This window comes from Novipirellula galeiformis, assembly GCF_007860095.1.
Lineage (GTDB): Bacteria > Planctomycetota > Planctomycetia > Pirellulales > Pirellulaceae > Novipirellula > Novipirellula galeiformis.
Genome location: NZ_SJPT01000001.1, coordinates 1,231,268 through 1,256,939 on the forward strand (window position 1 = coordinate 1,231,268; position 25,672 = coordinate 1,256,939).

Consider the following 25,672-nt stretch of genomic DNA (forward strand, 5'->3'; position numbering starts at 1 on the left):
AAACAAGCGAACAACTCAACGACCCAACAGCCAACCCCGCGATCGGAATCGTGGGGGCGGCTCCTTTCCCTTTTCCCTCTCACAAGAGTGACCGTACCGATGAGCGTTGCAAGCACCGATATTCAAACCCTAGCCATCGATACCATCCGAGCCCTTAGTATGGATGCCGTGCAAACGGCAAACAGTGGTCACCCCGGCACCCCTATGGCGTTGGCGCCGGTTGCGTACCAAATCTTCAACAAAACGATGGATTACGATCCCGCACGGCCTCATTGGCCCAATCGAGATCGGTTCGTCCTCTCTTGTGGCCACGCATCGATGCTGCTCTATAGCACCTTGCATTTGGCGGGCGTTAAGGCGGTCGATAAGTCGGGTAAGGTGCTCGACGAACTGTCAATCAAACTCGATGACATCAAGAATTTCCGTCAAATTGGCAGCGTTTGTGCAGGGCACCCCGAATTTGCCGAAGCCGCAGGGATCGAAACCACCACAGGCCCTCTCGGTGCCGGGGTCAGTAATTCCGTCGGGATGGCCATGGCTGAGAAATGGCTCGCCGCAAACTACAACACCAAGGACGCCGTGTTGTTTGACTACAACACCTACGCGCTGTGCAGCGATGGCGACTTGATGGAGGGGGTTGCGTGTGAAGCGGCCTCGGTCGCGGGACACTTGAAACTCGACAACCTTTGCTGGATCTACGACGACAACCACATCACCATCGAAGGCGATACCGATCTTGCGTTCAGCGAAGATGTGGCCACTCGCTTCGAAGGGCTCGGTTGGAATGTCGTTCGTGTGGACGACGCCAACGATACGGCCTCGCTCGCCTCGGCGCTCGCAAAGTTCAAAGCTTGCAGCGACAAGCCGACGTTGATCATCGTTCGCAGTGTGATCGGTTGGGGAGCGCCTAATAAGCAGGATACCCACGGCGCTCACGGCGCTCCTTTGGGTTGGGACGAAGTCGCGCTCGCCAAACAGGCCTACGGTTTGCCCGCCGACGAAAAATTCTACGTCCCCGAAGGGGTTCGTGAAGATTTCGCCACGAACGTCGGAGCACGCGGAAGCGAAGCTTCCAAGGCTTGGGACGTCGTTTGGGCTAAGTACAAGGAGTCCAATGCCGCTAAGGCTGCGGAACTCGAAGCGATGTTCGCCGGTGAGTTGCCCGAGGGCTGGGACAAGGACATCCCTGTTTTCGAAGCAAGCGAAAAAGGCGATGCAACGCGAAACAGCAGCGGCAAGGTGCTTAACGCGATCGCAAAAAATGTCCCTTTCATGCTGGGGGGCTCTGCTGACTTGGCGCCCAGCACGAAGACTGAATTGACGTTCGAGGGTGCCGGCGAGTTTCTGCCCGGTCATTACGGCGGCCGTAACTTGCACTTCGGGATCCGCGAACATGCAATGGCGGGAATCGTCAACGGTTTGTCCCTTTCCGGGCTGCGAAGCTTCGGAGCGACGTTCTTCGTCTTTAGTGATTACATGCGTGGTGGTTTGCGATTGAGCAGCATCATGCACCAACCGGTCATGTACATCTTGACGCACGATTCGATCGGCGTTGGCGAAGACGGACCCACGCACCAGCCGATCGAGCATTTGGCCGCTTGCCGTGCCATTCCTGGGATGAACGTGTTCCGCCCAGGGGATGCAAATGAAGTCGCCGAATGCTATCGAACCGCAATGCAGATCAGCGATCACCCCGCCATGTTCGTGCTTTCACGCCAAAATATGCCCACCTTGGACCGCACTCAATATGCTGCGGCAAGTGGTTGCAGTCGGGGCGCTTACGTGTTGAGCGATTGTGAAGGCTCGCCCGATGTGATTTTGATGGGCAGCGGAAGTGAGTTGTACATGTGTGTCGATGCGGCTAAAGAGTTGACCGCGGCGGGCAAGAAGGTTCGCGTCGTGAGCGTTCCTTGCATGGACATCTTTGCCGCTCAGGACCAGGCTTATATCGACAGCGTTTTGCCACCAAGCGTGACAAACCGAGTCGCGATCGAAGCCGGAGTTCGCATGTGTTGGGATCGCTGGATTGGCAGTGCCGGCAAGTTTGTCGGGATGAGCGGTTTTGGCGCCAGTGGGCCTTTTGAGCAGGTTTACGAGCACTTCGGTATCAATGCAGCAGCCATGGTTGCCGCTGCGAATGCCTAGTTTCAAGCCATCTTGTTGCTATTAGAGGGTAGCCCGTGGCTGCCCTTCGGGGACGCCGGGGCTGCCTCAGGGGCGAGGCGTCCAGCGGTGCTAGCCTTTTTTATCTCTTCTGCTCGTGAGGCACCGCTCGCTGCGTATGCCGATGACGCTATAGGAAGTCCTTCTCTCGGCCGGTTCAATGTTGAGGTTGCTCTCGCACCGCGAAGCGAATATGTAAGAGTTTGCTGCCGAATAGTCGTGTAGGGCCGGTGCCTACCGGTCGCTCACACGGCGAAGTGAAAATAGGAGAGTTTGCTAGCGGCTAACGCAGCAAGTCTTCGGTTTTAAGGCTGGCGTGATGCGGGGATCGATGCGGAAGCCCGCTTAGTTGGGTGGGGCGGGATACTAAAGCAAGCACCCGGTCAACGGTCTCGTTAGCATGAGTGAGACGGCGTTTAGAGGTGGGGGGGCAACGAGTGCTTCTGTCATCCTTCCTCGCCGCGAGCGGTGCCTCTGCGGGTGCCGCTGATCACGGTGATTAAATAGTTGTTTGCCGATGGTATACGAGAAATGGGGCTCTTCAGCGAAGTGATGTTGGGTGTCGCGTCGGTGGTGTCCGGGAAGTACCCAATTGCGGTGCTTCACGAGATGCGTCGGTTCGCGATAGGTTGTTGGATTCGATGGGGGTGAATGTCACGTTCACCTTGACGGTTTTTGCTGACGGCGGGCGATCGAGGCCCTTATAGTGTACAACCTCAGTGGCGTTCCGATTGCTTGGTCTCTCGGTGACGTGTTCGATGAAACAAGGGCGGCCAATAATTGATGCATGCGACAACACGTTTCGAGCCGAATCCCACTGTAACTCTTCATGGGTCGACTCACGGAAATTCCGATAAAGAGTTATTGCGTCATTACGATGGACTGACCCGGGCTTCGAAAGTCAGTTGGACGGGACATCATCATCTGCTGCGTCTTTTGGGTCAGGGCGGCCAGGGCGAGGTGTATTTGACGGAGTATCGAGGGACCGACGGATTTACGGTTCCGGTCGCCATGAAGGTTTTCTCACCCGAGCGTTATGCGGACGCTCGCGCCTACGAAGAGTCGATGGCACGCGTCGCGTCCGTCGCAGCCCGGGTGGCGTTGATCCAGCACGATAATCTGCTCGACGTTCAGAATTTTTTTGAGCGAGACCGCATTCGCATCATGATGATGGAATGGATCGATGGTTACGATCTGCGCCAATTGGTTTCCCCCAGCTGTTTGGAGTTGTTGCGGAATCGTGTTAGCCAGCGGCGTTGGGATTACATTAACGAAGTCATTTTAACCGACGGCGTCGGTCAGTCGCGATTCAAGGCGGGAGTGGCCGTTGCGATTATGCGTGAGTGCTTGGCGGCGCTTGCGGCATTGCACCGCGAGAACATTGTTCACGGTGACGTGAAGCCTGCGAATATCATGCTCAAGCGATCGGGGCATGCGAAGTTGATCGACATGGGGTCCGCGTTTGACTTTACCAACCCGCCCCGCGATCGCGAGTGCACGCCGGTTTATGCGGCACCCGAGGTGCTTGAGAACAACGAAGCGACGCCGCGCAGTGACTTGGCAAGTGTTGGTTACGTTTTGATTGAGCTGTTAAGTGGGGTGAACCCGTTTAATGGTTTTGAAAATTTGCGACAATTGTTGCAAGCCAAGCGAGAGTTGCCCGCGCGGCTGCATAAGATTTTGCCAGAGGATGTGCTGCGGAACGAATTGTTGATGAGCTTTTTACAGGGCTTGATTGCTCCGGATCCGAACCGACGCTTCCCCAGCGCTGAAGCCGCCGAGCATGTGGAGCAAGGTGCGGCGGCGTTCCATCGTCAATTGATTCGTAGCGATATGGCGACCGAGTATGACAATGACATTCGCGTCTGGCTCGAAGAGCTCAGACAACTCGAAGAATTTGAGCAATAGAATTAGGATGGATCAGCAGCATTTGGACGTCGCCGTGGCCGCGGCAAAAGCAGGAGCCGTTGAGTTGATGGCCCGTCGTGATGATCGTGTGGTGCGCGAGAAGGCGCCGAAGGATTTGGTCACCGACGCGGATCTCGCTTCCCAGAAGGCGGTTCGCGAAATTTTGCTAAGCCACTTTGCCGACTATGCGTTTGTTGGCGAAGAAGAGGGCGAAAATGAGCCGCCCGAGGCCGTTCGCCGAGGGGCTCTCGATGCTCCGCCGTGCTGGGTCGTCGATCCTTTGGATGGCACGGTGAACTATGTTCATCGTCTGCAGAGTTTCGCAGTGTCGATTGGTTTGTACGCTGCGGGGAAAATGCGTTTAGGCGTGATTTATGATCCGGTTTGTGACGAAATCTTTACCGCGATTGATGGCGGCGGTGCGTATGTCAACGGTCGTAAAATGAAGGTGAGTGGTCAGCATGACCTCAACGATAGCTTGCTCGCGTGTAGCTTCCCTGCGGGAGTGACCGCGGACTCGCCGGATGTGGCGAGGTTCGTTCGCGTGTTAGAGAGGTCGCGCGCGTTGCGGCGACTCGGTTCGTGTGCGTTGAATATGTGTTACGTCGCCGACGGTCGACTCGATGGCTATTGGGCGACCTGTGTTCATTCTTGGGATGCCGCTGCGGGGATCGTGATCGCACGCGAAGCCGGAGCGTCAATCTCCGCTTATGATGGTTCCTCGCTCGATGATTGGAAGCCGAGGTTCTGTGTTTCCGGGTCCTCGGAATTGCAGCGAACGTTGGTGGGTTTGTTGGCCTAAATCCGCGGTGCATGCGAGATGGGCGTTAGCGAGGTTTCTCGATCTTAACGATCTCGGCTTCGAAGACTTCCACGATCGATTTGACCATCTCGTTGGCTTCGATTTCCTTCATTCGCTGCATTCGCGAGCGGCCGGGATCGACAACGACCGCTTTGGGGGCCACTGCTTTGGGCGGTGCCAGTTGAAGTTCCAAGGCAATGTCACAACCCGCTAATTTTGCCACGGCGGTGTTGAGTTGCGTCTTGTGTTGCGGGCTTTCGCAGCGGCTGAAGGCGAGTTTTGATTCTCCAGGAAAAATCAATCGTAGCTTGCCTTCCTCGGCAACGACTCGCGTGACGGCTCGGGCGAGTGTTTCGGTCATCGGTTCGACCGTAGCGATCGCTTCGTTCCAGATGCGTTCTGCATTGGCTTGATTCCAGGCGGGGGCCGAAGCTGACCGCGTGGGGGCCGGTTGCGCCGGGGCTGAATTCGCGGGGGCCGAATTCGTGGGGACCGGCGGAGCGTTGGTGGGGCTGGGCTCGGTCTTGCTGGCTGCTGCTGGTGCGTCGTTGGCGGCCGGGCTCGCCGTGGTGTTTGTCACCGTCGGAGCGGGCGCGCCGGCGGGGCGGCTCGCGGCGGGTTCCGCACTTGGGCCTGAAGGAGTTGGGCCTGAAGGAGTCGCCGGGTTAGCTACTGTGTTTTTTTTTTCGGCGGCGCCACGCTGGGTCGGCGCTGTGGGGATCGAATCCGCTGCGGCTGCCAAGTCGGCGATCTGTTGCAAGTCGGGCAGGCTGCAGATTTGAATCGCGGTCGCTTCGAGCAGCACGCGTGAGTAGACGCTGTGGCGAATTCGAACAAGAGTTTGGTCGACTAATCCGACGACCGCTAAGACCGTTTGCAGCCCCCAGCGTTGCCCGAGTTCGTTCAGTTCGTCGTAAAGTGCGGTCGAGGTATGTCGCATCAAGGTTGCGTCGCAGCCGACGGTGACGGCCATCAGATCGCGAAAATAGGCGAGCAATTGTTCGGCTAGTCGGCCCGCGTCCACGCCCGCATCGATGCCGGCATCCAATTGCCGGAGGACTTCGGCGGCGTCGCGTTGTGCCATCGCTTGGGCGAGGGCGTGCAGACGTTCGTCGTCCGCTGTGCCGAGCATCGCATGCACCTGCTCGGCGGTCAATTTGCCATCGCTAAAGCTAAGCACTTGCTCGAGCAGTGATTGGCTATCACGCATGGAGCCCGCCGCCCGTCGAGCGATCAGCTCCAAGGCTTTTTCGTCGGCATCCGCGTTCTCGGCGTGCACGATTTCACGCAGTCGGTCGACGATTTTTGGAACTTCGACCGGTGCAAAGTCAAAACGCTGGCAGCGACTCAGGACCGTGATCGGAAGTTTTTCAGGGTCGGTCGTGCAGAAGATGAACTTCACGTGCTCGGGCGGTTCTTCGAGCGTTTTTAATAACGCGTTGAAGGCCGCACCGGTCAACATGTGCACTTCGTCGATGATGTAGATTTTGTAGCGAGATCGGCTGGGGCGGACGCCCACGTTCGCACGCAGGGAGCGGATTTCATCGATCCCGCGATTGCTCGCACCGTCAATTTCGATGACGTCAACGTCTTCGCCCGAATCGATCGCTTGGGCAACGTCCGTGTCATTGTCGGGCGTTGCGGTCGGCCCGGACGGGTCGTTGAGCGCTTTGGCAAAAATGCGTGCCGTCGACGTTTTGCCGACTCCACGTGCGCCGGTGAAGAGATAGGCGTGCCCGACGCGGTTGGTGTCGATGGCGTTCTTTAACGCCCGCCCGACGTGGTCTTGTCCGACCAATTGGTCAAAGGCGCGGGGGCGATAACGCCGCGCAACGACCACATAAGAGTCTTGCTTTTGGGCGTTTTGCTGACCGGAAGACTCAGGCATGGGGCGAGATGAAAACAGTACGCGTAATGATTTTCAGCGCGTCGCGAGCCGAACGCGGTTGAGTTTGAGCTTGGCTGCGAGCGGCCCGTTTTCCTGGCATTGCCTCGCGGCAATTTGCGTTCGAGATGCGGCAACGTCGTGCCCGAAAGAGGCGACCCTCACACAGAGCTACACCGCTTATGGCTGCTCCAGTTAAGGCCTGACCAGGTTCACGATTCACAATCGCAAGGGTCGCCACTTTCGGGCACAATTCGTTTCGCGTCAGAAGGGGTGATTCTGACAGAAAATGTCTTCTTTGGGAACCGTCCACTGTGAAATGTGCAGTGGATTTTAAACGGCCGCCATTGCCCCGGGGTGCAGGTCGGCTCCGGTGGCTACTGCGAGACACCATGTCCGCTGACGAGGCACCATGTCCACTGGGGCGAGACCCCGAGTCCACTGCGAGGCGATGGCTCGCAGTAGTGGGAGGTTCTTGGGCTCGTTGTCGTTGAGGGTTTAGCGGCGTTTGCCGCCGCGGCCTCGTCCACCACCGCCGCTACCGCGGGCGGGAGTCTTTTTGTGGTTTTCCACATTGGCATCGACGAGCAGGCTGACGGTTTCAAGCCACGTTGGAGCCGAGGGGCGGTCGGCCGATCCCTCGGAGTCGGAGGCGTTGCGTCGTCCACGGCCACGTGAGCGAGAGCTGCTTTCGGAGGACTCGTCTTGATCGGACGGCTCTCGTGAGCTTGAATCGCGAGCGCCGCGAGATCCTCGTCCTGATTGTGGACGTCGCTTCTCTCGGCGGATCGCATCGGCTTCATCGTCGTCTTCGTGGTCGTCGTCGAACGATGGAAGTTCAGCGAAGGTGTCGACGGAATCGTCGTTCTTTGCCTCGTCTTCGGGGCGGTTGGCTTCGTCGCGGTTGCGTCCGCGTCGGCCACCGCGTCGGCCTCTTCGGCGCGATCGTGGGCGTGGAGCCTCTTCGTCGCGATCGGCTGCTTTGGGCTCGTCGACGTCTTGGTCCTCGCTCAGTACGTCATCGTCGTCAAAGTCGTCGACGAACAGGTTCGAAGCGAAGCCATCTTCGAAGTCTCGGTCATCGTCTTGGGCTCGTTCGGGGCGCGACCGTCCCGAGCGATTGCTCGGTTCAACCGCTTCTTTGGCTGGCGATCGCTGGCGACGCCCTGCATCGCGATCGCTGGCGGGGCTGCGCTGTGAGTCGCGTGACGATCCGCCTCGCGATCCTTGCTCACGACCGCCTTGCTCACGACCGCGGCCCGAATCGCTACGGCCCGAATCGCTACGGCCCGAGTCAGAGCGGCCCGAATCGCTGCTCGCTGCAGCGGTGCGTCCGCCTTCGCTGCGATTTCGCTCGCCACGTCGAGGTGACGCCTCGCGACCGGCACGCGGTTTTTCTTCGCTTTGAGCGGGAGTCTCTTCGCCGCGCTCGAGTTGGTCCTCGGTGATCCGTTGGCGGACACCCCGGCGACGGCCTCGCCGCCGTGGGGCGCGCTCGCCCGTTTCGGAATCGTCATCGTTGAGCGACGATTTCTTTGAGATGAATTTGCCTTCAGGTTCGTCCGAAGATTGCACATCACGGCTTCGTTCGCTCCGCCCGCGTGAGGGTGCAGGGGTGTCGCGGCGGCTCTCTGCGGGTGTGGGGCGTCGGCGTGGCGCACCAAAGGCCTCCGTGATGTCTTCGCCGCTGTCTTCCGATGGGGCAACATCGAGCCCGGTGCCGAAGCCACTTCCTTGACTCTTCGCAGGGCTGGGGCGGCGGTCGCTCGCAGCGTCTTGGGGCGAATCTGAGCGTGACTTCGTTTGGTTGTCGCGGCGGCCCCCCTCCGATCGCTCCGGGCGATTTCGGGAATCCGAAGGCGCAGGGGCCTGTCGCGATGGCGACTCGGAGGATGGGCTTCGCTCGATTGCGAAGTCATCGTCTACCGTGACACCAAGTTGATTGGCGAGGCTTCCCCATGCTTGGTCGGTATCTTCGTTCGCGGCGGGGGCAGTCGCTAGTTTGGGGGTTTCTGGCGAATTGGAGGTGCCAACCGGGTTGCGGGGACGATCCTGGAAGCCGGCTGGTTTGCTGGTCTCCGCTGGACGCTCCGCTTCGGTGGACCGTTTGGCGACCGCTTGGGCTTTTTTGGGAGGGCCAAATCCAGGGATGTTTTGGGGTGGAGTAGCTGAGCGAAGGGCGTCGAGCACATCTTCCACGCTTTTGGGGGCGTCCCCGCTCGTCTTCGAAGTGACGGGAGTGGGCAGGTTTTGTCGCTTGGGGCGTTCCCCCTGTTCCGTTGGCTGCGGTGCCGTCTCTTTGGAGGCTAGATCCGACGATGATTGTTTTCGAGACGATTCTGCTTTGGAGGTTTCGGGTTCAGGCGAGGGGGCAACGGGCTTTTTCGGAGCCGCTTTCTTTTTCGGCGAATCGCTTGAGTTCGAAGCCCCGAGTAGGTTGGCAAGAAAGTTCCAGTGATCAGATCTCATGGATAACTGTTTGGGTAGAATTTTGTGTGTTTTGTAGTGTTTTGGCTGGTCGCAGCAGCAAGGAGGAGCGTTTGGAGCCTGCGAGGAAATCGCAACAAGGGCTCAAGGGACGCATCAAACGTGGTCCGCGCGAAACCAGCAAAACAAAGTGACTTCGTCGAATTTTGGACAGCATTCCGAGTTGGAATTTGCTTTCGATCTTTTACGATCAAAGTGGCTGACTAGATATAGCTTACCGACACAGACGCCCGCATGCGCTATCAGATTCAAGCCTGAGTTATAGCTTGACAAGATTTTTCTCCCAAGCCCGAACCCCGAAATATACTGATTACGCGGCTGGAAACTGAGGGTTAAACCGCATGGAAGCCCTCTGCCGTCATGGCCATTTATCGGGTTTGTTTGGGCTTTTAAGCGAATTTGATCCTCTGGGGGGCTGTCGTCGAATTGATTGTCGGCGGAGCATTTAGTGATAAATGGTCCCGTTTTTGCACGGATTTAGGAACCGTTAATGCAGTTTGGCGAAGGAACGTTGGCGTTTTGCCTCGCGTTTTCCGATCATGTTCTAGAGGCTCCCTCTTTCAGGAGCGGCAGACGGTGACCGCAAAATGAGCTCCTCGCGGTTGCCACGATTGTAGCAGGCGTGAAATTTGTCCTCGATAAAACCAAGCCTCTCCTAGGTCTATCTTCTAAACATGATGTTGCGACCAGCCAAACACGCTCTCGCTCTACTCATTTCGATGAGCTGGGGGCTCGGTCTGTGGCTGGGGTTGGTGATTTGCCTCGTCAATGGCGTTTTCGTGGCCTCGGCGACGGGGCAAGAGGCGGCGCCGCAGGGGAACACGCGTTACTGGACGACGAATTGGAACTTTGACTCGATCGATGTCAAACAGCTCAATCGTCGGTTGGCGCAGATGGGGGTCGGGATCCCGATCGAAATGGAAGGGATCGTTTCGGTCAATTTCAAGGTTTCGGTCCCCTTGAATGCAATCACCGACGGTCGCAAATATCGTTTTGAGGGGCTGGTTCGGTCGTCGCGGTTGCAGCTTGAGCGAGTGGGGTTGGAAGATTTTCAATCTCACCTGCGTGTGGCGGATGGGGTGATGACGATTGACCAAATCCAGGCGAAGCTCAGCGAAGGGACCGCCAGTGGTGTGCCGAATCGCGTGGCAGAAAGGAAACGAAACGCGAGTCGCGTCGGCACTGTTTCTGGCTCCGCGACGCTCCAACTCTCGCCGATCGGCGACATCGACGCGTCGCTGATGACCGAGTCGGTAGCGATCGAGCCGTTACATCAATTGCTTCTGACGATTCAAAACCGCGACGACCGAGAGCCACTCGATGGCGTCGTTTCGGGAGAGCTTCAGTTTCGAGCACCGCTAAAAGAGATACGGGATATCCGCCTTTGGAACGCGAAAACCAACTTGCGAATCGCAGGTTTGTCGCGTGGGGATGCCTTGCCGCTGGACGTCGATCCCGCATCGATCTCGATTGCGGATGGAGTGCTGCGAGCGGATGATTTGCAAGTCCGTTCGACGGAGGCTCCCGAGTTGTCCGCCCGGGTGCGAGGTAGGGTCGAGTTGATCAAGCAACAGCGGTTTGCTCTGGCGATTCGAGCGGACAATTTGCCGCTGGAGGTTTTGACGCGAATCGCGGGAGCCAGCCCAAGTCGCTTTGGCGAAGGGCAAGTGGATGTCGACGCTACCGCCAGCGGCGAACTGGCGAGCCGAAAATGGGATCTCAAAGGACGCGTTGCTTCGCCAAAATTACGCGTCGCGGGAGTCGATCTGGGGTTGATCGAACACGCGTTTGAGTTTGATGAACAACACCTCCGCTTGGCCCCGCTGCGTTCGCTAGCCGGGCAAAATCGCAGCGATTTGATCCTGCAAGAGGTGAGTGCGAATTATCAGCTGTCGGCGCAACAATGGTTGCTTTCGAATGTCGATGCCCGTCTGTTCGGTGGCGAAATCACGGGGGACGCATCGCTCGCGTTGGATAAGCGAGAACGCAGCAAGCTGAACTTGAAGTGGCGTGGTTTGACGCCGACGGTGAACGCCCAACTGTTTTCGCTTGCCGATGTGGTGATTTCAGCGAGCTCCTCGGGCGAGATCGCATGGACCATCCCGGCGGGCGATTGGAGTCGTTTGGATGATCAGAGCGGGAAGTTGGATGTGCGGCTCGAATCGATCAAAGTGGGCGAAGCCACCGTCGGTGAACTGCACCTAGCAATCGCAAAAAACGCAGACGAGTTGCAACTGAAGGCGGACGGGAATCTGTTCGGTGGCGAAGTCACCGTGGTTACAAGATCGGACGTCATCTCAGGCATGACGTGGCGTGATTTGTGGCAACGTCCGGCACAGATCGATCTCTCGTTGGATGCCCTCAGACTCGATCGGTTGATCGCCTCGGTTCCCCGCCAAGTGCTTGTCTCGCCACGCTATCGCCAGCTTCGTGGTCAAGTGTCCGCAGACATCGAGTGGACCGGAACGCCGCATGCCAAAGCTTCCGATTCCCCTTGGGAATCCGAGATGACAGTTCAGTTAGAGCATTTGTCGATGGGATCGGTGTTGCTGACGCGGCGTTTGGATGCAAGCGTTCGCACTCAAGGAAGTTCGGTTACCATTGACAATGTTTCGGGTAACTACGCCCGAGGTCGGGTGACGGCGAGGGGGCAATGGAATCTCGTTGAAAACGACGGGCATCTCGATGTTCAAGTGGATTCGGTGGATGCGACGGATTCGATCCACTTGGTGTCCGAGTCGGTCGCCAAGCGAGTCCAAGGGAAATTGTCGGGCCAGTTTCATCTGACAGGCGGACGCTCCATTCGCGCGCGGGGGGCGGTGCAAGCGAGTGACGCCTTTGTCGCCGGAGTTCCTGTGGGCAACGCAAACTGCGGTCTGCTCGCATCCTATTCGCTTCGCAGCGGGCAATGGGATGCCTCGTTTTCTTCGATCAAGGGAAACGTTGCTCGCGGCCAGTTGATGGGGCAAGCAAAAATAAAGTCGTCTTATCGCCCAAAGCGATTTGATCTGGCGAGCCGATGGTCGTTTGAACGAGTCAATTTTGCGAAGCTGATCTCCGATGCCGGGGGAGGAAACTCGTCGTACGCGATTGGGCAAGTTCGAGGATCGCTCACCTTGGCGGGCGAAGGAATCGCCTCCCATTCCGATCTGCGCGGTCAATTCAAAACCGAGTTGGCGGGGTCGCAAGCAGCCGCCATCCCCGGTCTCAGCGAAGCACAGCGGTTTCTTGGTGCGATACCGTTGGCCGGAATTCGGGTCGAATCAGGCCGGCTCGAGGGGACGATCGCCGGGGGCCGCGCTCGCATCGATGAATTTGTGCTGAGCAGCCCGCAACTCAAAATGTGGGCCGAAGGATTCGTTCAACTTGATAGCAATCGAATGGATATCGAGGCGGTGATCTCAACGGGGAATTTTGAGACGAGCCAGCTAACGGCCTTGTACTTGCAAGCCGCGTCCTTCACCGCGCTCTCGCCCGTCTCTCTTTTGATTCGTATCAATCAATTGCTCAGCAACCGCACGATCTATGTGGACGTGGGCGGCACCCTGGCCGATCCGAAGCTGAAGTTGCGACCACTGGCAACGCTGCGGGACGAAGTCGCTCGCTATCTCATTGCGGAGGTGTTGGGACTCAATTGTGCTGCCTTGAGCTCGGGAAATCCGTTCGATCTCCAGGATTAAGCCGTGATGTTGGACCCCCTGGAGCGTCGGTGGCCGGCAGGCTCGTGTTGGCAACCGCTGTGGAACTTTGCGGTTTGTAATGGAAAATGCGGTTTGCGTAGAAAAAAGTGGGCATCACAATTGCACCGGCCATGCCCCTCTTGTTAGGACGATAAAAGCGACTGGATCAATTCAGTCGATTTTTATCTTGCCTGGGACGCCCCCTCGATGTTTCGCACACTATTAATCGTTCTGTGTTTAACGCCTGGGGTTGGTTGCAGCTCGCTGGGGATCTCGCTGTTCCCGGCCGGTCACCATTTAACCAAGCAAGCCGAAGAGGTGTTAAGACGTTCACCGAATGCTCCTGCATTGCCGCGAGAGCTGCATCGAACCGTGATTCCGGTGCATTATCTTGAGCCCGGTGACACGCTCTTGATTGAAACCGTCAAGCTCGACAGCGATGTGCGACTGCCTGCGGACCAGCAGGTCATGACCGATGGCAGCATCGATTTGGGCGGCTACGGACGTGTGGTCGTAGCCGGTTTGACGCTGGAAGATGCCGAAGGCCTTGTCGAGCAAGCTCTCCTCGACGAAGGGGAAGAGAAGACAGCGATTAACATTCGGCTGTTGGATGCCATGCATCGTTTTTACGTGCTCGGCGAAGTGAATTCGCCGGGAAGTTATCCGTTAACGGGATTCGAGTCGGTGCTCGATGGCATTTTGGCGGCTGGCGGTTTGACCAGCGATGCGGCACAGTGCAAGATTTTGCTCGCTCGCCCCACTCCATCACATGCATCCCGGGTCACACTGCCGATCTGCTATCGCGAGATCGCACAAATGGGCGATACCTCGACAAACTACCAACTTCAGCCCGGAGATCGGATCTACGTGGCGAGTCGTTCGTTTTTTGATGAGCTGATGTTCTGGACCGCTACCGATACGTGCGACCGTTGTTGCAAGCGTCAATCGCCCAGTTCCAATCCGGAGAGCGTCAATACGGTTACACCCGTGATGCCTGGTTTGATCGGAGTGCCGATGTCACGAGAATCTTACGTCACGCAAGAGCTTCATTCGTCCACTTCGCTGCCGACCGAAGCGCCCGTCTATTCCGAAACGTATGCGGGGCCGGCGCTGGATGCCGAGGGCGAACAACTGCCTTCGCCACGAGGGACGGAGGATCCGCAGGCACGCGAACTGGAATCGAGCCGTATTTTTGTGCCCCGATCCTCTAAGACCCGCGCTCCCTTTGATGCTCCGCTAGCGGCCCCCAGCAAAGCCTCTTCCGCAGACGCGTTGAAGCGGGAGTCGAAGGGGCAGCTTGATTTTGCCGAGCCAATGAAGCTTCCCGGCGACGAGCCCTAAGTCGAAGGCGAGCTCGGTCACCTCTCCTTTGATAGCATTTTGCCAAGTAAAATCGCAACGAATTTTTCGTAGGGACGTTTGCTTTGCGTCGCCGGATTGCCTAATATCTCCGCCCAAGAACAAGGATGTCTTTTTAGGTAGAGAAAAGCCTCTTTGTGATTCGGAGTGGACGAATTTTGTTGGCATTTTGTTGAAGAGGGAGTTGAAGAGAATGACACGTATTCCATTGAGCCGCGTTGAAGAGGAAGCACGACTTCGCCGCGAGCGTCTCGACCTCAGCATTGCTGAGATGGGGCTTTCGGTCCGCACGACGAATTGTTTGGAGGAAACTGGGATTTTGACCGTCCGAGATCTTCTTAACGCGACCCCACGGCGTTTGTTGGGGATTAGCAACTTCGGCGAGAAAACCCTCGGAGAGGTTTACGCCGCGTTGGAAGAGCTGGGGTTCTATCGTCCTGGTCGCGAAGCAGCTGTGGTTTCGTAGTCTCTTATGCCCCGATTTCCTAAGCCTTGGAGCAAAAAGCGGGGCAAGCGACGATTAGGTCATGTGCTCAGCGGAATCGCAGGTGAAGCTGTTTTTTACGCTTCGCTTTTTCTGCTGGGCGTGTTTGGAATTTCGGTCGTTTTGATCGCGCGGTTTGCGCCCGAGCAGGCGCTCCAAGGTTCCTCCGAAACGCTCTCGAGCTCGCTTAGTTTTTGGGTTTTTGGGATCCTTTCCCTGGCCGCGATCGCGATCGGGGGTGGGGGATTGTTGATTCGGCTGGGCAGTTTACGGTCCAGCCACGAGCGTCGTTCGGCCAACGCCACTCGCGTAGGCACGATTGAAATCATCGGACCGACCGCCGACGACGATTCCAAGTTGCCGAGCGTGCCCCAAGGCAGGATGCTAACCGATAGCCCCGGCGAGCGTCTGACGTATCGCTTGGCAATGTCTAATCCTGACGACGGAGGTGTGTTGGGACCCGCGATGTTGGCATTGCTTTGGAATACCGTTTGGTTCGTTTTGTTAGCCGTGGTAGTTTCGGGGGTTTATTACGACCGTCCTCGTTACATCTTAACTTTCCTGTTGATTCCCTTAGGCGGAATCGGATTTTGGGCGTTTCGTTCCTTCATCGTCCAGGTGCGACGGATTGCGGGAGTGGGAGCCACGATCGTTGAAATCAGCCACCATCCGTTGGTCTCAGGCGACAATTACCGCCTCTATGTTTCCCAAATGGGACGCTTGAAACTTCGCCGTTTGAAAGTTTTGTTGTGCTGTGAAGAAGAGACGTTTTATCGCCAGGGGACGGACGTTCGGGTCGAAAGGCACGAAGCATTTAGCCAAGTAATTTTAAATCAGCGCGACGTTGCGGTTGACCCGCAGGCACCTTGGGAACAACAATTAGCCATCGAGCTTCCCGAAAATGTCATGCATTCCTTTGTCAGTTCTCACAATGCAATTCGCTGGAAGATCGTGGTTTCTGGAGAGTCACGTCCTTGGCCATCGTTCTGCCGAAGTTTCCCCGTCATCGTTCATCCACCCGGGTTGCCTCCGAACCGCAACCCGCGGTGAGTGTATCGCTCTGTCGTGATGACGCGACGTATGAGGTTGGTGACGCACTAACGGCGCGCTGGCGAATTAGCCGTGTGCCTTTGGAGCAACTCCAAGGACTTGAGATCTCGGTCCTTTGGCACACCGAAGGCAAAGGGGACGAAGATCTTCATGTGCACCATTTTCATCGCCTCGATGAGAATCAATTGCGGCAAAGCGGTCTCATCGGCTCGCAGTCGGTTTCGTGCAAATTGCCATTCACGCCTCTGAGCTACCATGGCCATCTGATCCGATTGCGTTGGTGTATTCGTCTGCGGTTGTTTGTTGCCGGCGCACGCGAAACGGTCACCGAGCAACCGTTCCACTTGGTTTCCAATCGGCTGCGGGCGAGCATGCCGTTGGGAAGCGATTTGGTGGCCACCGGCAACAAGGTCGCTTCCACTGCGACCGAGTCCAGCAAGGCTGTGGTTTTGAAAAAGGGATTCGTCCATCACAGTCGCTCGAGCCGGTTAGCGACCGCCTCGAATGCGAAGCGAAGCTAAGCTGTAGGCGCGGCGGTGGATTTTCAGCCCTCCAATCCGTTTTGCACTCGCATTGTCCGGCCAGGCGCGATTCCGTACCAGTTCGATGGAGATCGCGATGCCGCTGCCGTTCTGCAGGACTTGGTTGGTCGCTTGCTGCGATCTCGATACCACTTGGTCGTCGGCCCCCACGGTTCAGGCAAGTCGACACTCGTTCGCGAATTGGTTCCGCACCTAAAACGCGGTTTTGCCCATTGGCTCGAAGTGCAACTGCACAGTAACTTGCCACGGCACGGCGATATGCGTTGCCCACCGCGTGGGCCGAAGCGATGGTTTGCCCAGTGGATGCATTGGCGCCGCATGCACGCGAGGGTGGCTGCCCAGCAATCCCAGGCCCCGCGTGGTAGTTTGTTGATCATTGACGGGCTTGAGCAATTATCCTTGCTCGGAGTGTTTGCGACACGGTGGCGGGCCAAGCGATCGGGCCACGCGGTGTTAGCGACGAGTCACCGAGAGCACGCTGGCTTCGAGACCTTGATCAACACGACCCTTCGACCACACAAGATTGTCGAACTGACCGAGTTCTTGATTGCATCGCTCGCGGAGCCCGAACAGGAACGGGTGCGACGCGAATTGGGACGCCGGTCGCTTGGCCCGCAAACCAATCTTCGGGATCTTTGGTTTGATTTTTACGATTTAATTGAAACCTCTCGGAGGCAACCGTATGCCAGTTCGCTTGACCGTTGTGATCGTCCAAACGCCCCCGTCGAAACTTGCTCCGGCGAATCTCGCAACGCAGCCGGGTGACGCTAGCGGCATCCAAGGGGGGCGTGTCGATGCGGTTGTGGGGGAGTTGCTCGGTTTGCCCGAGATTGATCTCACGTTGATCAATCGCTTGGAAGCGGTGTCCGACGCCTCCACCGATCAACTCACGCTCGAGGGGATCGCGGGGGATATGGTGGTGTTGGATTGGCAAACGCCCGAGCAAACGTGTCAGTCGCTAGCGACGATCAAAATCGCGGGAGTGCGATGGCCACACAAAGATGATCCCGCTGCGGTAGTCCATCCTGGCGAGCGGCGCCGACGATTTTATGCGTTTGATCTACGTCAGTTTGCGTTGGCCAGCGCGGTGCGGGAATCGATATCGCAACTGATTGCCGCGAAACAGGTGAAGACCGTTTCATTCTCGCTGGGGCCAAACCCAAAGAAACCGATTTCGCTGCCCACGGGGGCCGTCACGGTTCAAAGTCTCTCGTTACCGGAGACAGAGAAGCTGGAGACAGAGAAGCCGGGCACGGGGAAACCGGAGACTGGGGCAAGTGAGACTGGGGCGGGCGAGATTGTTGACCAACACACGGACCAGCACCGCGCTGCAGCTGCCTCTCACTCTGCGGCACAGCTCGATGCGTTGGTCGACCAGCTGGATGAATTCGATCAATAACATTGGGGAATCGCGTTTGCCCGGTCTCTTTTTGGGAGCATGATTCTCCTTACATCCGGTGGGGGGGCAATTAGGCTGGGTGAATTGCCACAAGGCGTCGCGGGTGATAACCTATTGCGGGGGCACCCTCGATTGACAGGCCCCCGCTTTCTTCCTTTCATTCTTGCGAAAGCAATCTATGTCGGCTATTACGACCCAAGTAGTGAACGAGATATTGTTGGTGGGTTTTACCGACAGCAAAATTCTTGACAGCCAACGAATCGAACAAGTCGGGCGCGAGCTTCAGGAGGCCGTTCCGCAGGCGGTTCACAAAAAGATGCTGTTGAACTTTCGCGGTGTCTCGTTCATGTCATCCGCGATGATCACCAAGTTGGTGATGCTGAACAAAGGATGCAAAGTTCAAGGCGTGGGGCTCAAGTTTTGCGAAGTTTCGCCCAACGTGATGGAAGTTTTCAAAATCACCAAGCTGAACAAGCTCTTTGATATTCAAGAGGGCGAAGAGAAGGCGATGGCGAGTTTCGACAAGAAAGGTTGGTTTGGTTGAGCGCCGCCGACTTTGATTCGACCCCGCATGATCCAAAATCGAGTGGTTCCGGTCATCGCGCTGAAACGCTTCGCTCACTTGAAAACAGTCGTTTGATTGAAGCGGAGCGTGCCACCGTGGGGCACGAAATTCACGACACGTTGCTGCCGTTGCTATTCGGGGCTTCGGCGGGGCTTCACAATCTGATCCAGCAGCCTGGGGGCGATCAGTCGGATGCCAGCGTGGATGCTGCGGCTCACTTGCGTCGCGAGCAACTTAAAAAAATTGCTCACTGGATTGATCAGGCTCTGGAAACTGGCCGACGCATTCTTGGCTCCGCCTATCCCGCTGAATTGGCTCATCGCAATTGGGCTGATGCCGCTGCCGATACCCTCCAACGCATCCTCGACGAAGCGACGCAACGTCGGACATCCGTTCAATGGGATGTTTCGGACGCCGCAAAAATCCTCTCTGAACCGATTGCGACGGCGGCCTATCGGATTGTCATTGAAGCGGTCCGCAACGCGTGTCGCCATGGCAAGGCGACCGAAGTGCGTGTCGCGGCAAGGGTGCAAGAAGACAAGTTGAGCCTTGTCGTGGAGGACAACGGAATCGGTTTTGACCCCCAGCATGTTGCGCCGGATCGCTTCGGAATTCGGTCGATGAGCGGACGTGCCCATTTAGTCGGGGGACAACTCTTGCTGAGCTCGCAGCCCAGCGGGCCCACGACGGTCACGTTTCGCTGCCCCATAGATTCACCGGCGGCGGATTCATCGACGGCCGATTCATCGACGGCTGGCGAAGAGGCGTTTTAGGCAGCTTCGCTTGAATTCATGTCTTTCAGCGACTTGCCGAGTCGCTTCTTGTTTGCAGCCGCCTTTCCACGCGTTGATTTTGTCGGTCCCGTATCGGTCGCCAACAGAGCCGCGACGTTGGGATGCAGATCATCGCTGTCCTCGGGCGTGCCAATTTGCTCAATCGCGTCGCTGACACCAAGCAATACCGATTGACGTACTCCGTCTCGCAGCCATTCAAAGAAATTCACGTTCATTGCAGCTCTCCGTCCCTGGTTTGGATTTGAGGTTTTTCCGAGGTGCGTCCAAAGCCTCACACTTCTACTTCGTGGGTTCTAGGATACAAACACGCGAACCGTCTAGACCGATTTCATGGCGGTCTCACCATTTCCGCTGGACAACGCATCCCCTCGCTCGACCGGATCGTAATCCCCGTCGAGATCCGAAAGCGGGAGCTGCGGCATGCTCTATGTGCCAGGCGTCATCGTGGGAGGGCGTCATCGTGGGGGGGGGCGCCATCGGCTCCACGCCGAGACTCGGCCGGCTTCACGCCCATGGAGGGCCGTTGCCTACGCTGCTCGTCGAATCGGTTCGTGGGAAGCGTCATCGCTTCGTATCGGCATCCGGATGATCGATTCCTCGGCCGCAGGCGATTCTTCGGCTGCCTCCGCTTCCTCGTGGGCGTCAATTTCATCGCGATGGAAGACGCATTGCAGCGAGCCCGAATGCGAATAGATTTTCAATTCATCTTCTTCGATGAACCAAATCGCGCGATACTCGGCGGTGCGAAAGCAACGGCCACAGAAGAAACCGTCTCGGATCAACATCGATTCGGACAAGATTTTTGAACTAACATGCTCGGTTTCGGCATCCGCACCCTGGTCGGAAACCCATTGGCATAGGCGATTTCGGACAGCTTCCAAACGTTGAGAATTTGTCATGCGAAGTTCAAATCACGGTCGAATCGGGGAAACGCAACCGCATCGCTTGGCACGGCGGTGAGAAAACCCCGGAAAAGGAAGTGAGGGTGCGGGAGGGACTCGTTGATCGTGACATTCTCCCACTCTATTCTTTTCGACGCATTGCAATCGTTTCATTCGATCCATCTCGATTCGCAGGCAATCTGGCCCTAAACTTCCCAGAGTGCCATTGTTTTTTGCCACCTTTGCATCCTGGAACGGATTTTATGCGAGTTTTGTTAGACGAAACGGAATTGAACGAAGGCGTCCTGCGTCTGGCGAGCGAGATTGATCAGTACTATGGAAATCAGCGTCACTTGACCGTGATTGCCGTAATGACAGGAAGTTTGGTGCTGTTTGCCGATCTGATCCGTCGACTGTCGATGCCACAACGGGTGGGAGTGGTCCAAGCGTCGAGCTATCGTGGCGGCACCGAGTCAGGAGAGTTACGCGTTGATTCTCAGATGATGATTGATGTTTCGGGGCGTGACGTTTTATTGGTGGACGACATTTTCGACACTGGGAAAACGCTCGATCGACTGCAGAAAATGATGCTTCAATCGGGGGCCGCAACCGTCAAGACCGCGGTCCTTTTGCATAAAAATCGTGAGCATTCGGTGGCGCTACGTCCCGACTTTGTCGCCTTTGAAATTCCCGACGAATTTGTGGTCGGCTACGGGTTAGACTATTTAGATATGTATCGCAATCTTCCTTACTTGGCCGTGCTTGAACCCGCCGAGATCGAGGCCACCGCATCGGAATCGCAGCCGTGAGTGTCAATCAAAATGCAAGGCCGTTGAGAGTCCTCTTGGTGGGCCGTCACTTCTGGCCTCACGCGTCATTTGATGCCGCCGGTTTCTTGGGGCAATTAGCCGTCGACTTGCATCGCAGCGGTCTGCATGTGGAGGTTGTAACGCCTCGTTATGCTGCATCGTGGCCCGAGCATTTCCACTTTCGTGAAATCCCGGTTCACCGCCCCGCCGCAGCGCCCCGCAGCGATTGGTCGATGGGACGTTACGTTCGACACCTCGCGACATGGTTAAAGGAAAACAGTGGCTCGTTTGATCTCGTCTTAGTCGATTCGATGCGTGAGGAATCGCAAGCCGTGATTGAAGCGGCCAGTGAATCCGGGATCGCAACGGTGCTGATTTGTGGAGGTCACTCCACCGACATCGACCCCGCGTGGTGGCAATCCTCACGCAGCGCTCGGCGATGTGTTGCGACGAGCAAGGAGGCCGACGCCATTGTCGTTAAAAATGCGGTTGCCGAGCGAATGATGCTTGCGCAAGGCTTCCCCCAAGAATTGCTGCAGCGAATCGAAATCGGCTTCACCAGCATCAGCAGTCATATCGAGGATACACGTTCGGCAGCACGCGTCCGTTTGGCGGCCGTGAATTCGGACTTGACCACCATGCCCGAGACTCCAGTGGTGTTGTGCACCGGTCGGATGCAAAAGGACGGCGCAATGAACTTGTTGGCCAACGCGGTTCGCCCCTTGATTGCTCGGCGACCGGATTTGCGATTTTGGTTTGTGGGCGATGGTCCCCATCGACAATCGATGTACGATTTTTTACGTGGCGAAGGGGTGCGTCATTCGATCGCGATGCCGGGATCGTTTGTCGACATCAGCGATTTGATGCTGGCTGCGGACGTGTTCTTCCAAGGAGACCATCAAGGGCTCGATTTTGCGTTGCCCGCGGCCGTCGCCGCCGCCCTTCCGATTGTGGCCATCGAGACGCCCGAAGTGCGATCAACGCTGACTCCTGGGGGCAAACCGCACCACCGTGTCGCCGCTGCGTCTCGCGCCAACCACGGTTCCGAAGCGGGTCAGGACACGGATGATGTGACTTGGCTTTCCGCCGCGACGTCCAAGTCCATTCGAGTGGCGCTGAATCATCTGCTCGACAATCTACCCCAAGCCAGACTCAATGCGTTGCAACTTCGACGCGATCTTGTGCGGTGGCGCCCGCAAGCGAAGTCGATCGAAGCCTACATCGATTTAGTGACGCGGGTGGTTCGCGAGAAGTCGGTGTCTCGGTCACGAATTGTTAATGATTCGAATTCGATCGAGGCTGCCTCATGAGCATGCGCATTGCATTGGTGATTCCCACAATGGACCGTGGAGGCGCCGAAAAACAGCTCTGTTTGTTGGCCGAGCATTTACCGCGAGATCAATTCGATGTCCACGTGATCTTGCTGACACGCGACGGCCCCCGCAGCGAGTCGCTGCGGGCGGCGGGGATTCCCGTGACCGTGATTGGCAAACGATTCAAAGCGGATCCGACGGCGCTGTTTCGCTTGCGCCGAGAACTGGTGCGTTTGAAACCGGATGTGGTACACACCTGGATCTTCGCAGCGAATAGTTTTGGGCGTGCGGCTGCCAAACTTGCCCGTGTACCGCGGATCCTCGCCAGTGAGCGTTGTGTCGATCCATGGAAAACGGAAGTCCATTTTGGGATCGATCGGCGACTGGCCCGCTGGACCGACGCGATTACCACCAACAGCACCGGGGTGGTTGATTTTTATGCCTCGCACGGGATCGCCCGAGATAAATTTCACGTCATCCCTAACGCAATCCAACCGCGATCGGAGTGCGAGATCGAGCGTGCCGAAGCGCTGGATCGTTTGCAGGTTCCCCAGCAGCAAAAGCTAATTCTTGCGGTGGGGCGTTTGTGGCCTCAAAAACGCTATCGCGATCTGATTTGGGCGGCGGAGCTGCTCGGCAGCGTCCGCGATGATATTACTTTGGTGATCATCGGTGACGGGCCACAGCGGGGGGAATTGCTTCGCTTTCGCGACTCCGTCTCCATCCCCGAGCGAGTGCGATTCGCCGGCACTCGGCACGATGTTTCAGAATTGTTGCCCCATGCTGACGCATTTTGGATCGGCAGCGATTACGAAGGGCAAAGCAATTCAGTGATCGAAGCGATGCAGGCGGCGGTGCCGGTGGTGGCCTCGGACATTCCTGGAAACCGGGATTTGGTGATCCCCGAAGTGACCGGCAAACTGGTGGCGGTGGGCGATACGGCCGATTTTGCTCGGCAAACGCTTGAATTGCTGGAAAACCACGAGCTGGGGGCTCGCTACGCTGGAGCGGCCCAGCAGCGGATCGCCACCGAGTTCACGGTCGAGGCGATGGTGCGAGCTCACGCCGAGTTGTATGGCCGTGGCCACTGATACGCGCCGTGGCCACTGATACGCGCCGTGGCCAATGATACTCGCCGTGGCCGCTGACACATCAAACGGGACCACGCGGTGATTCTCGTAGCAAATCAGCCAGGATTTTTGGTAAGAGGTTCCGTTCGTAACGATCAGGAGATGATAGGGGGGGCAAAATTGACGGCAAAAGTTAATTTTGACTCAATTACTCGTTGAGCCATGAATCGAGACAGATACCATCGATCTTGTGCTGAGCGTCAAGCACACCGTGTTCATCTAATTCCCTTGGATTCCTTTCCAAAGCCTTTAGGTCACTCACGTCCTTCCCCACGAAGACTACCTACACCATCATCAGGTACCGCCATCTATGGATATGAGCGAGACAAGCCAGCCCGCTATCGATGAAGTCGATTTGATGTTGGCGAATGCCCGCTTGCGTGACGAGCTCGAGCCCTATCGTGACGAATCGATCGATAGCTCGTCGATGCACCGGATGCCACTGCAAACTGAAAACGAGTATCTGACTTCGATGTTGGCTTGGGAGCGTGCTCCGGCACTTCCCATCACATCCTGGTTCAATCCTCCGTTGCAATTGCCGACTCCTGATTCGGTTTCCGACAGCACGCTTCCGCGGTTGTTGGCGAACACGATCGAGCGTTTGTATTCCCAACGCGTCGTTCTCAAGTTCACGGACCATTTATCGGATCGTGAGCTGTACAAAATTATCTATCGCGACATCATGCCATCGTGTGAGAAAAAACTCGATATTCCTGGCAAGTGCCTGGAATGGCGATGTGTCGAGGATAATGAAACTTGGCTTCGCTTCTATGCGGACGCCGTAGATCGACGTCGCTTTCAAGAAGAGTACGATGTTGATTTACCGCCTTCAGAGCAACCGAAGTACAAGCGGAATCTACCCGGCAATTAGCCTAACCTTTGCGGTAGATCCACATACACGCTAGTGCGGCGACGGCATCTTTCCAACCAATTTTTTTGCCTTCGTCGTACCCTCGGTAATCATAGTTCGTCGGAACTTCTAATAAACGAATCTGCTTGGCTGCAATCTTTGCTGTGATTTCAGGCTCAAATCCAAAGCGACATTCTTTCAGTGAAATGCTTCTTAGCATTTCACCATCGAACGCCTTGTGGCAGGTTTCCATGTCGGTCAAACGCAATCCAGTCATCTGGTTGCTTAGCGTCGTCAACATCCAATTGCCCAAACGATGAACCAACGACGGGTCCGTTGAACCGCCCAGGTAACGCGATCCGTAAACGACATCGGCGTTGCCATCGAGGATCGGCCATATCGCTCTTAGCAAGAACGCGGGATCATATTCGAGATCCGCGTCCTGGATCGCCACGACCCCTCCTCGGCTATGACGAATCGCCAATCGCACCGCAGACCCTTTGCCATGATTGCGTCGACGCCGAATCACGGTGCGGTTCGCTCGCGGTGCTAAACCGGCGAGCCACTCGCTCGTTCCATCGGTGCTGCCATCATCGACGACGATCACTTCGGTCGAACGAGGCATCACTTCGTCAATCCGCTCAAGCACTTTGCCCAGCGTTTCTCGTTCATTGAAAACGGGAACAATGATGGTCAAGTCGTAGTGATCAAGCGGCTCCGCGTGGGCCGCCGCGATCGACGCTTGGGCGAGAAAGTCGAGTGTGGCTTCGGTGCGGTGAATGACTTCGTCGGTCGAATCGACCAGGTCGATGTCCCAGCAGTCGCTCGCATCGGCCGCTTGAAAATCCGCCCGTTGGTCACCCGCGCGTGCGCTATCTTGGAGCGGAGATGCGTTCCTGGATTGTGCTTGGATCGCAACGGGGATCGTCTTGAGCCCCAAGTCAGTAGGGTGCTCGGTTTTGATTGGCATGCTCAGCTCATTCTCAGGCAGTGATATCGATGGGAATGGGGGGGCTTCCCGCTGTAAACCTGGGCTCTCAATATCGCTTGAGTCGGATAATTCGTCTCAACCGGATGCATCTTGCGATGCGGTAACGTAAGTGGTTCCGGTTAATCCGTTTATGCCGCCACCATCGCATGCGGCGGCATTGCCGTTTCTAAAGCCACCCTTTGGGAATCGGAGGACCCTCCAATGGTGCGGGGCCGTCTGCAGCTAAGTTGTTTCCTTACCGAAAGTGAGGCAAACCGAAAGTGGGGAGAAGTGCGTCCAATGGAGTGGCTCGCCGTCGTTTGAGACGATGGGGGGCGGTTGGCAATCGATGAATGGAGCCGGAGAGGGAGATGGGTTGGGGACCACGCAAGCGTTCTCGGACACGGGAGTGCAATGAATCGTTCTCACGTCCATTCACAGCGGTCGCTCCCGGTGTGGTGCTCAATAGCGTGGTGCTCAATGACGTGGTGCTCAATGACGCGTTCTTCAATTAAATCGCTCCCAGTTCGCTAACCGCTAGATCCAACCCAGAGCCGTCCGCTACATTATCGACCTTGATGACCTTCCGCACCTTGCTGCA

The 25,672-nt window shown here is 56.9% G+C and carries 21 protein-coding genes and 1 other RNA gene; 16 read left to right on the plus strand and 6 right to left on the minus strand.

Going from position 1 to position 25,672, the window contains the following annotated elements; translation table 11 throughout:
- The first annotated feature begins 99 nt into the window (after positions 1–99).
- The 3 genes from tkt (at position 100) to Pla52o_RS04475 (ending at position 4,873) form a co-directional block, all read left to right on the plus strand.
- A complete protein-coding gene (tkt, locus tag Pla52o_RS04465) occupies positions 100–2,145 on the plus strand; it encodes a transketolase (RefSeq protein ID WP_146593328.1) in 2,046 nt (681 codons plus the stop codon).
- Positions 2,146–2,946: 801 nt separating this feature from the next.
- The gene (locus Pla52o_RS04470) at positions 2,947–4,071 is read left to right on the plus strand and encodes a serine/threonine-protein kinase (protein ID WP_146593329.1); all 1,125 of its coding nucleotides are present in this window, start codon (positions 2,947–2,949) and stop codon (positions 4,069–4,071) included.
- 7 nt (positions 4,072–4,078) lie between these two features.
- On the plus strand, positions 4,079–4,873 hold the full coding sequence (locus Pla52o_RS04475) for an inositol monophosphatase family protein (RefSeq protein WP_146593330.1): 795 nt from the start codon (positions 4,079–4,081) through the stop codon (positions 4,871–4,873).
- A 25-nt stretch (positions 4,874–4,898) separates the two neighbouring features.
- Here the strand turns inward: Pla52o_RS04475 and dnaX are convergent, their stop codons facing one another.
- The 3 genes from dnaX to Pla52o_RS04490 all read right to left on the minus strand — a co-directional run bounded on the left by dnaX (position 4,899) and on the right by Pla52o_RS04490 (position 9,227).
- Positions 4,899–6,761: a DNA polymerase III subunit gamma/tau gene (gene dnaX, locus Pla52o_RS04480; protein WP_146593331.1), complete on the minus strand. Its 1,863-nt coding sequence runs from the start codon at positions 6,759–6,761 to the stop codon at positions 4,899–4,901.
- A gap of 144 nt (positions 6,762–6,905) precedes the next feature.
- An RNA gene (gene ffs / locus Pla52o_RS04485) (signal recognition particle sRNA small type) lies at positions 6,906–7,000 on the minus strand.
- A 256-nt stretch (positions 7,001–7,256) separates the two neighbouring features.
- Complete coding sequence (locus Pla52o_RS04490; protein ID WP_146593332.1) at positions 7,257–9,227, minus strand: hypothetical protein; 1,971 nt, start codon at positions 9,225–9,227, stop codon at positions 7,257–7,259.
- A gap of 692 nt (positions 9,228–9,919) precedes the next feature.
- On the opposite strand from Pla52o_RS04490, the gene Pla52o_RS04495 reads away from it, so the two are divergent.
- From Pla52o_RS04495 to Pla52o_RS04535, 9 genes are all read left to right on the plus strand, one after another.
- The gene (locus tag Pla52o_RS04495) at positions 9,920–12,925 is read left to right on the plus strand and encodes an AsmA-like C-terminal region-containing protein (RefSeq protein WP_146593333.1); all 3,006 of its coding nucleotides are present in this window, start codon (positions 9,920–9,922) and stop codon (positions 12,923–12,925) included.
- A 207-nt stretch (positions 12,926–13,132) separates the two neighbouring features.
- Positions 13,133–14,266 (plus strand): polysaccharide biosynthesis/export family protein, encoded by a 1,134-nt coding sequence (locus Pla52o_RS04500; RefSeq protein WP_146593334.1) that lies wholly within the window; start codon positions 13,133–13,135, stop codon positions 14,264–14,266.
- Positions 14,267–14,477: 211 nt separating this feature from the next.
- On the plus strand, positions 14,478–14,750 hold the full coding sequence (locus Pla52o_RS04505) for a DNA-directed RNA polymerase subunit alpha C-terminal domain-containing protein (protein ID WP_146593335.1): 273 nt from the start codon (positions 14,478–14,480) through the stop codon (positions 14,748–14,750).
- A gap of 6 nt (positions 14,751–14,756) precedes the next feature.
- Positions 14,757–15,818, plus strand: coding sequence for a hypothetical protein (locus Pla52o_RS04510; RefSeq protein ID WP_146593336.1), 1,062 nt, complete (start codon positions 14,757–14,759; stop codon positions 15,816–15,818).
- A complete protein-coding gene (locus Pla52o_RS04515; protein WP_146593337.1) occupies positions 15,815–16,339 on the plus strand; it encodes a hypothetical protein in 525 nt (174 codons plus the stop codon). Before Pla52o_RS04510 ends, Pla52o_RS04515 begins: the two co-directional genes overlap by 4 nt.
- Before the next feature lie 15 nt (positions 16,340–16,354).
- The gene (locus Pla52o_RS04520; protein WP_146593338.1) at positions 16,355–17,125 is read left to right on the plus strand and encodes an ATP-binding protein; all 771 of its coding nucleotides are present in this window, start codon (positions 16,355–16,357) and stop codon (positions 17,123–17,125) included.
- Entirely contained in the window at positions 17,043–17,759 is a 717-nt protein-coding gene (locus Pla52o_RS04525) for a hypothetical protein (RefSeq protein WP_146593339.1), read from the plus strand. The genes Pla52o_RS04520 and Pla52o_RS04525 overlap by 83 nt, the downstream gene beginning before the upstream one ends.
- Before the next feature lie 178 nt (positions 17,760–17,937).
- Positions 17,938–18,303: an STAS domain-containing protein gene (locus Pla52o_RS04530; RefSeq protein WP_146593340.1), complete on the plus strand. Its 366-nt coding sequence runs from the start codon at positions 17,938–17,940 to the stop codon at positions 18,301–18,303.
- On the plus strand, positions 18,291–19,097 hold the full coding sequence (locus Pla52o_RS04535; protein ID WP_146593341.1) for a sensor histidine kinase: 807 nt from the start codon (positions 18,291–18,293) through the stop codon (positions 19,095–19,097). The genes Pla52o_RS04530 and Pla52o_RS04535 overlap by 13 nt, the downstream gene beginning before the upstream one ends.
- Here the strand turns inward: Pla52o_RS04535 and Pla52o_RS04540 are convergent.
- Together Pla52o_RS04540 and Pla52o_RS04545 are read right to left on the minus strand one after the other, a co-directional pair.
- Positions 19,094–19,333 carry a hypothetical protein gene (locus Pla52o_RS04540; protein ID WP_146593342.1) on the minus strand — a complete coding sequence of 80 codons (240 nt, stop codon included), beginning with the start codon at positions 19,331–19,333 and terminating at the stop codon, positions 19,094–19,096. The two genes, Pla52o_RS04535 and Pla52o_RS04540, sit on opposite strands and share 4 nt — an antisense overlap.
- Positions 19,334–19,645: 312 nt before the next feature.
- Positions 19,646–20,017, minus strand: coding sequence for a hypothetical protein (locus Pla52o_RS04545; protein WP_146593343.1), 372 nt, complete (start codon positions 20,015–20,017; stop codon positions 19,646–19,648).
- A gap of 245 nt (positions 20,018–20,262) precedes the next feature.
- Between Pla52o_RS04545 and hpt the strand changes: the two genes are divergently transcribed.
- From hpt to Pla52o_RS04565, 4 genes are all read left to right on the plus strand, one after another.
- The gene (hpt, locus tag Pla52o_RS04550) at positions 20,263–20,808 is read left to right on the plus strand and encodes a hypoxanthine phosphoribosyltransferase (protein ID WP_146593344.1); all 546 of its coding nucleotides are present in this window, start codon (positions 20,263–20,265) and stop codon (positions 20,806–20,808) included.
- Entirely contained in the window at positions 20,805–22,118 is a 1,314-nt protein-coding gene (locus tag Pla52o_RS04555) for a glycosyltransferase (RefSeq protein WP_146593345.1), read from the plus strand. Before hpt ends, Pla52o_RS04555 begins: the two co-directional genes overlap by 4 nt.
- A gap of 2 nt (positions 22,119–22,120) precedes the next feature.
- Positions 22,121–23,212, plus strand: a complete 1,092-nt coding sequence (locus tag Pla52o_RS04560) for a glycosyltransferase family 4 protein (protein WP_146593562.1) — start codon at positions 22,121–22,123, stop codon at positions 23,210–23,212.
- Positions 23,213–23,567: 355 nt separating this feature from the next.
- The gene (locus Pla52o_RS04565) at positions 23,568–24,122 is read left to right on the plus strand and encodes a hypothetical protein (RefSeq protein ID WP_146593346.1); all 555 of its coding nucleotides are present in this window, start codon (positions 23,568–23,570) and stop codon (positions 24,120–24,122) included.
- A 1-nt stretch (position 24,123) separates the two neighbouring features.
- Here Pla52o_RS04565 and Pla52o_RS04570 read toward each other — a convergent pair whose 3' ends face one another.
- Positions 24,124–25,071: a glycosyltransferase family 2 protein gene (locus tag Pla52o_RS04570; protein ID WP_146593347.1), complete on the minus strand. Its 948-nt coding sequence runs from the start codon at positions 25,069–25,071 to the stop codon at positions 24,124–24,126.
- Positions 25,072–25,672 lie beyond the last annotated feature (601 nt).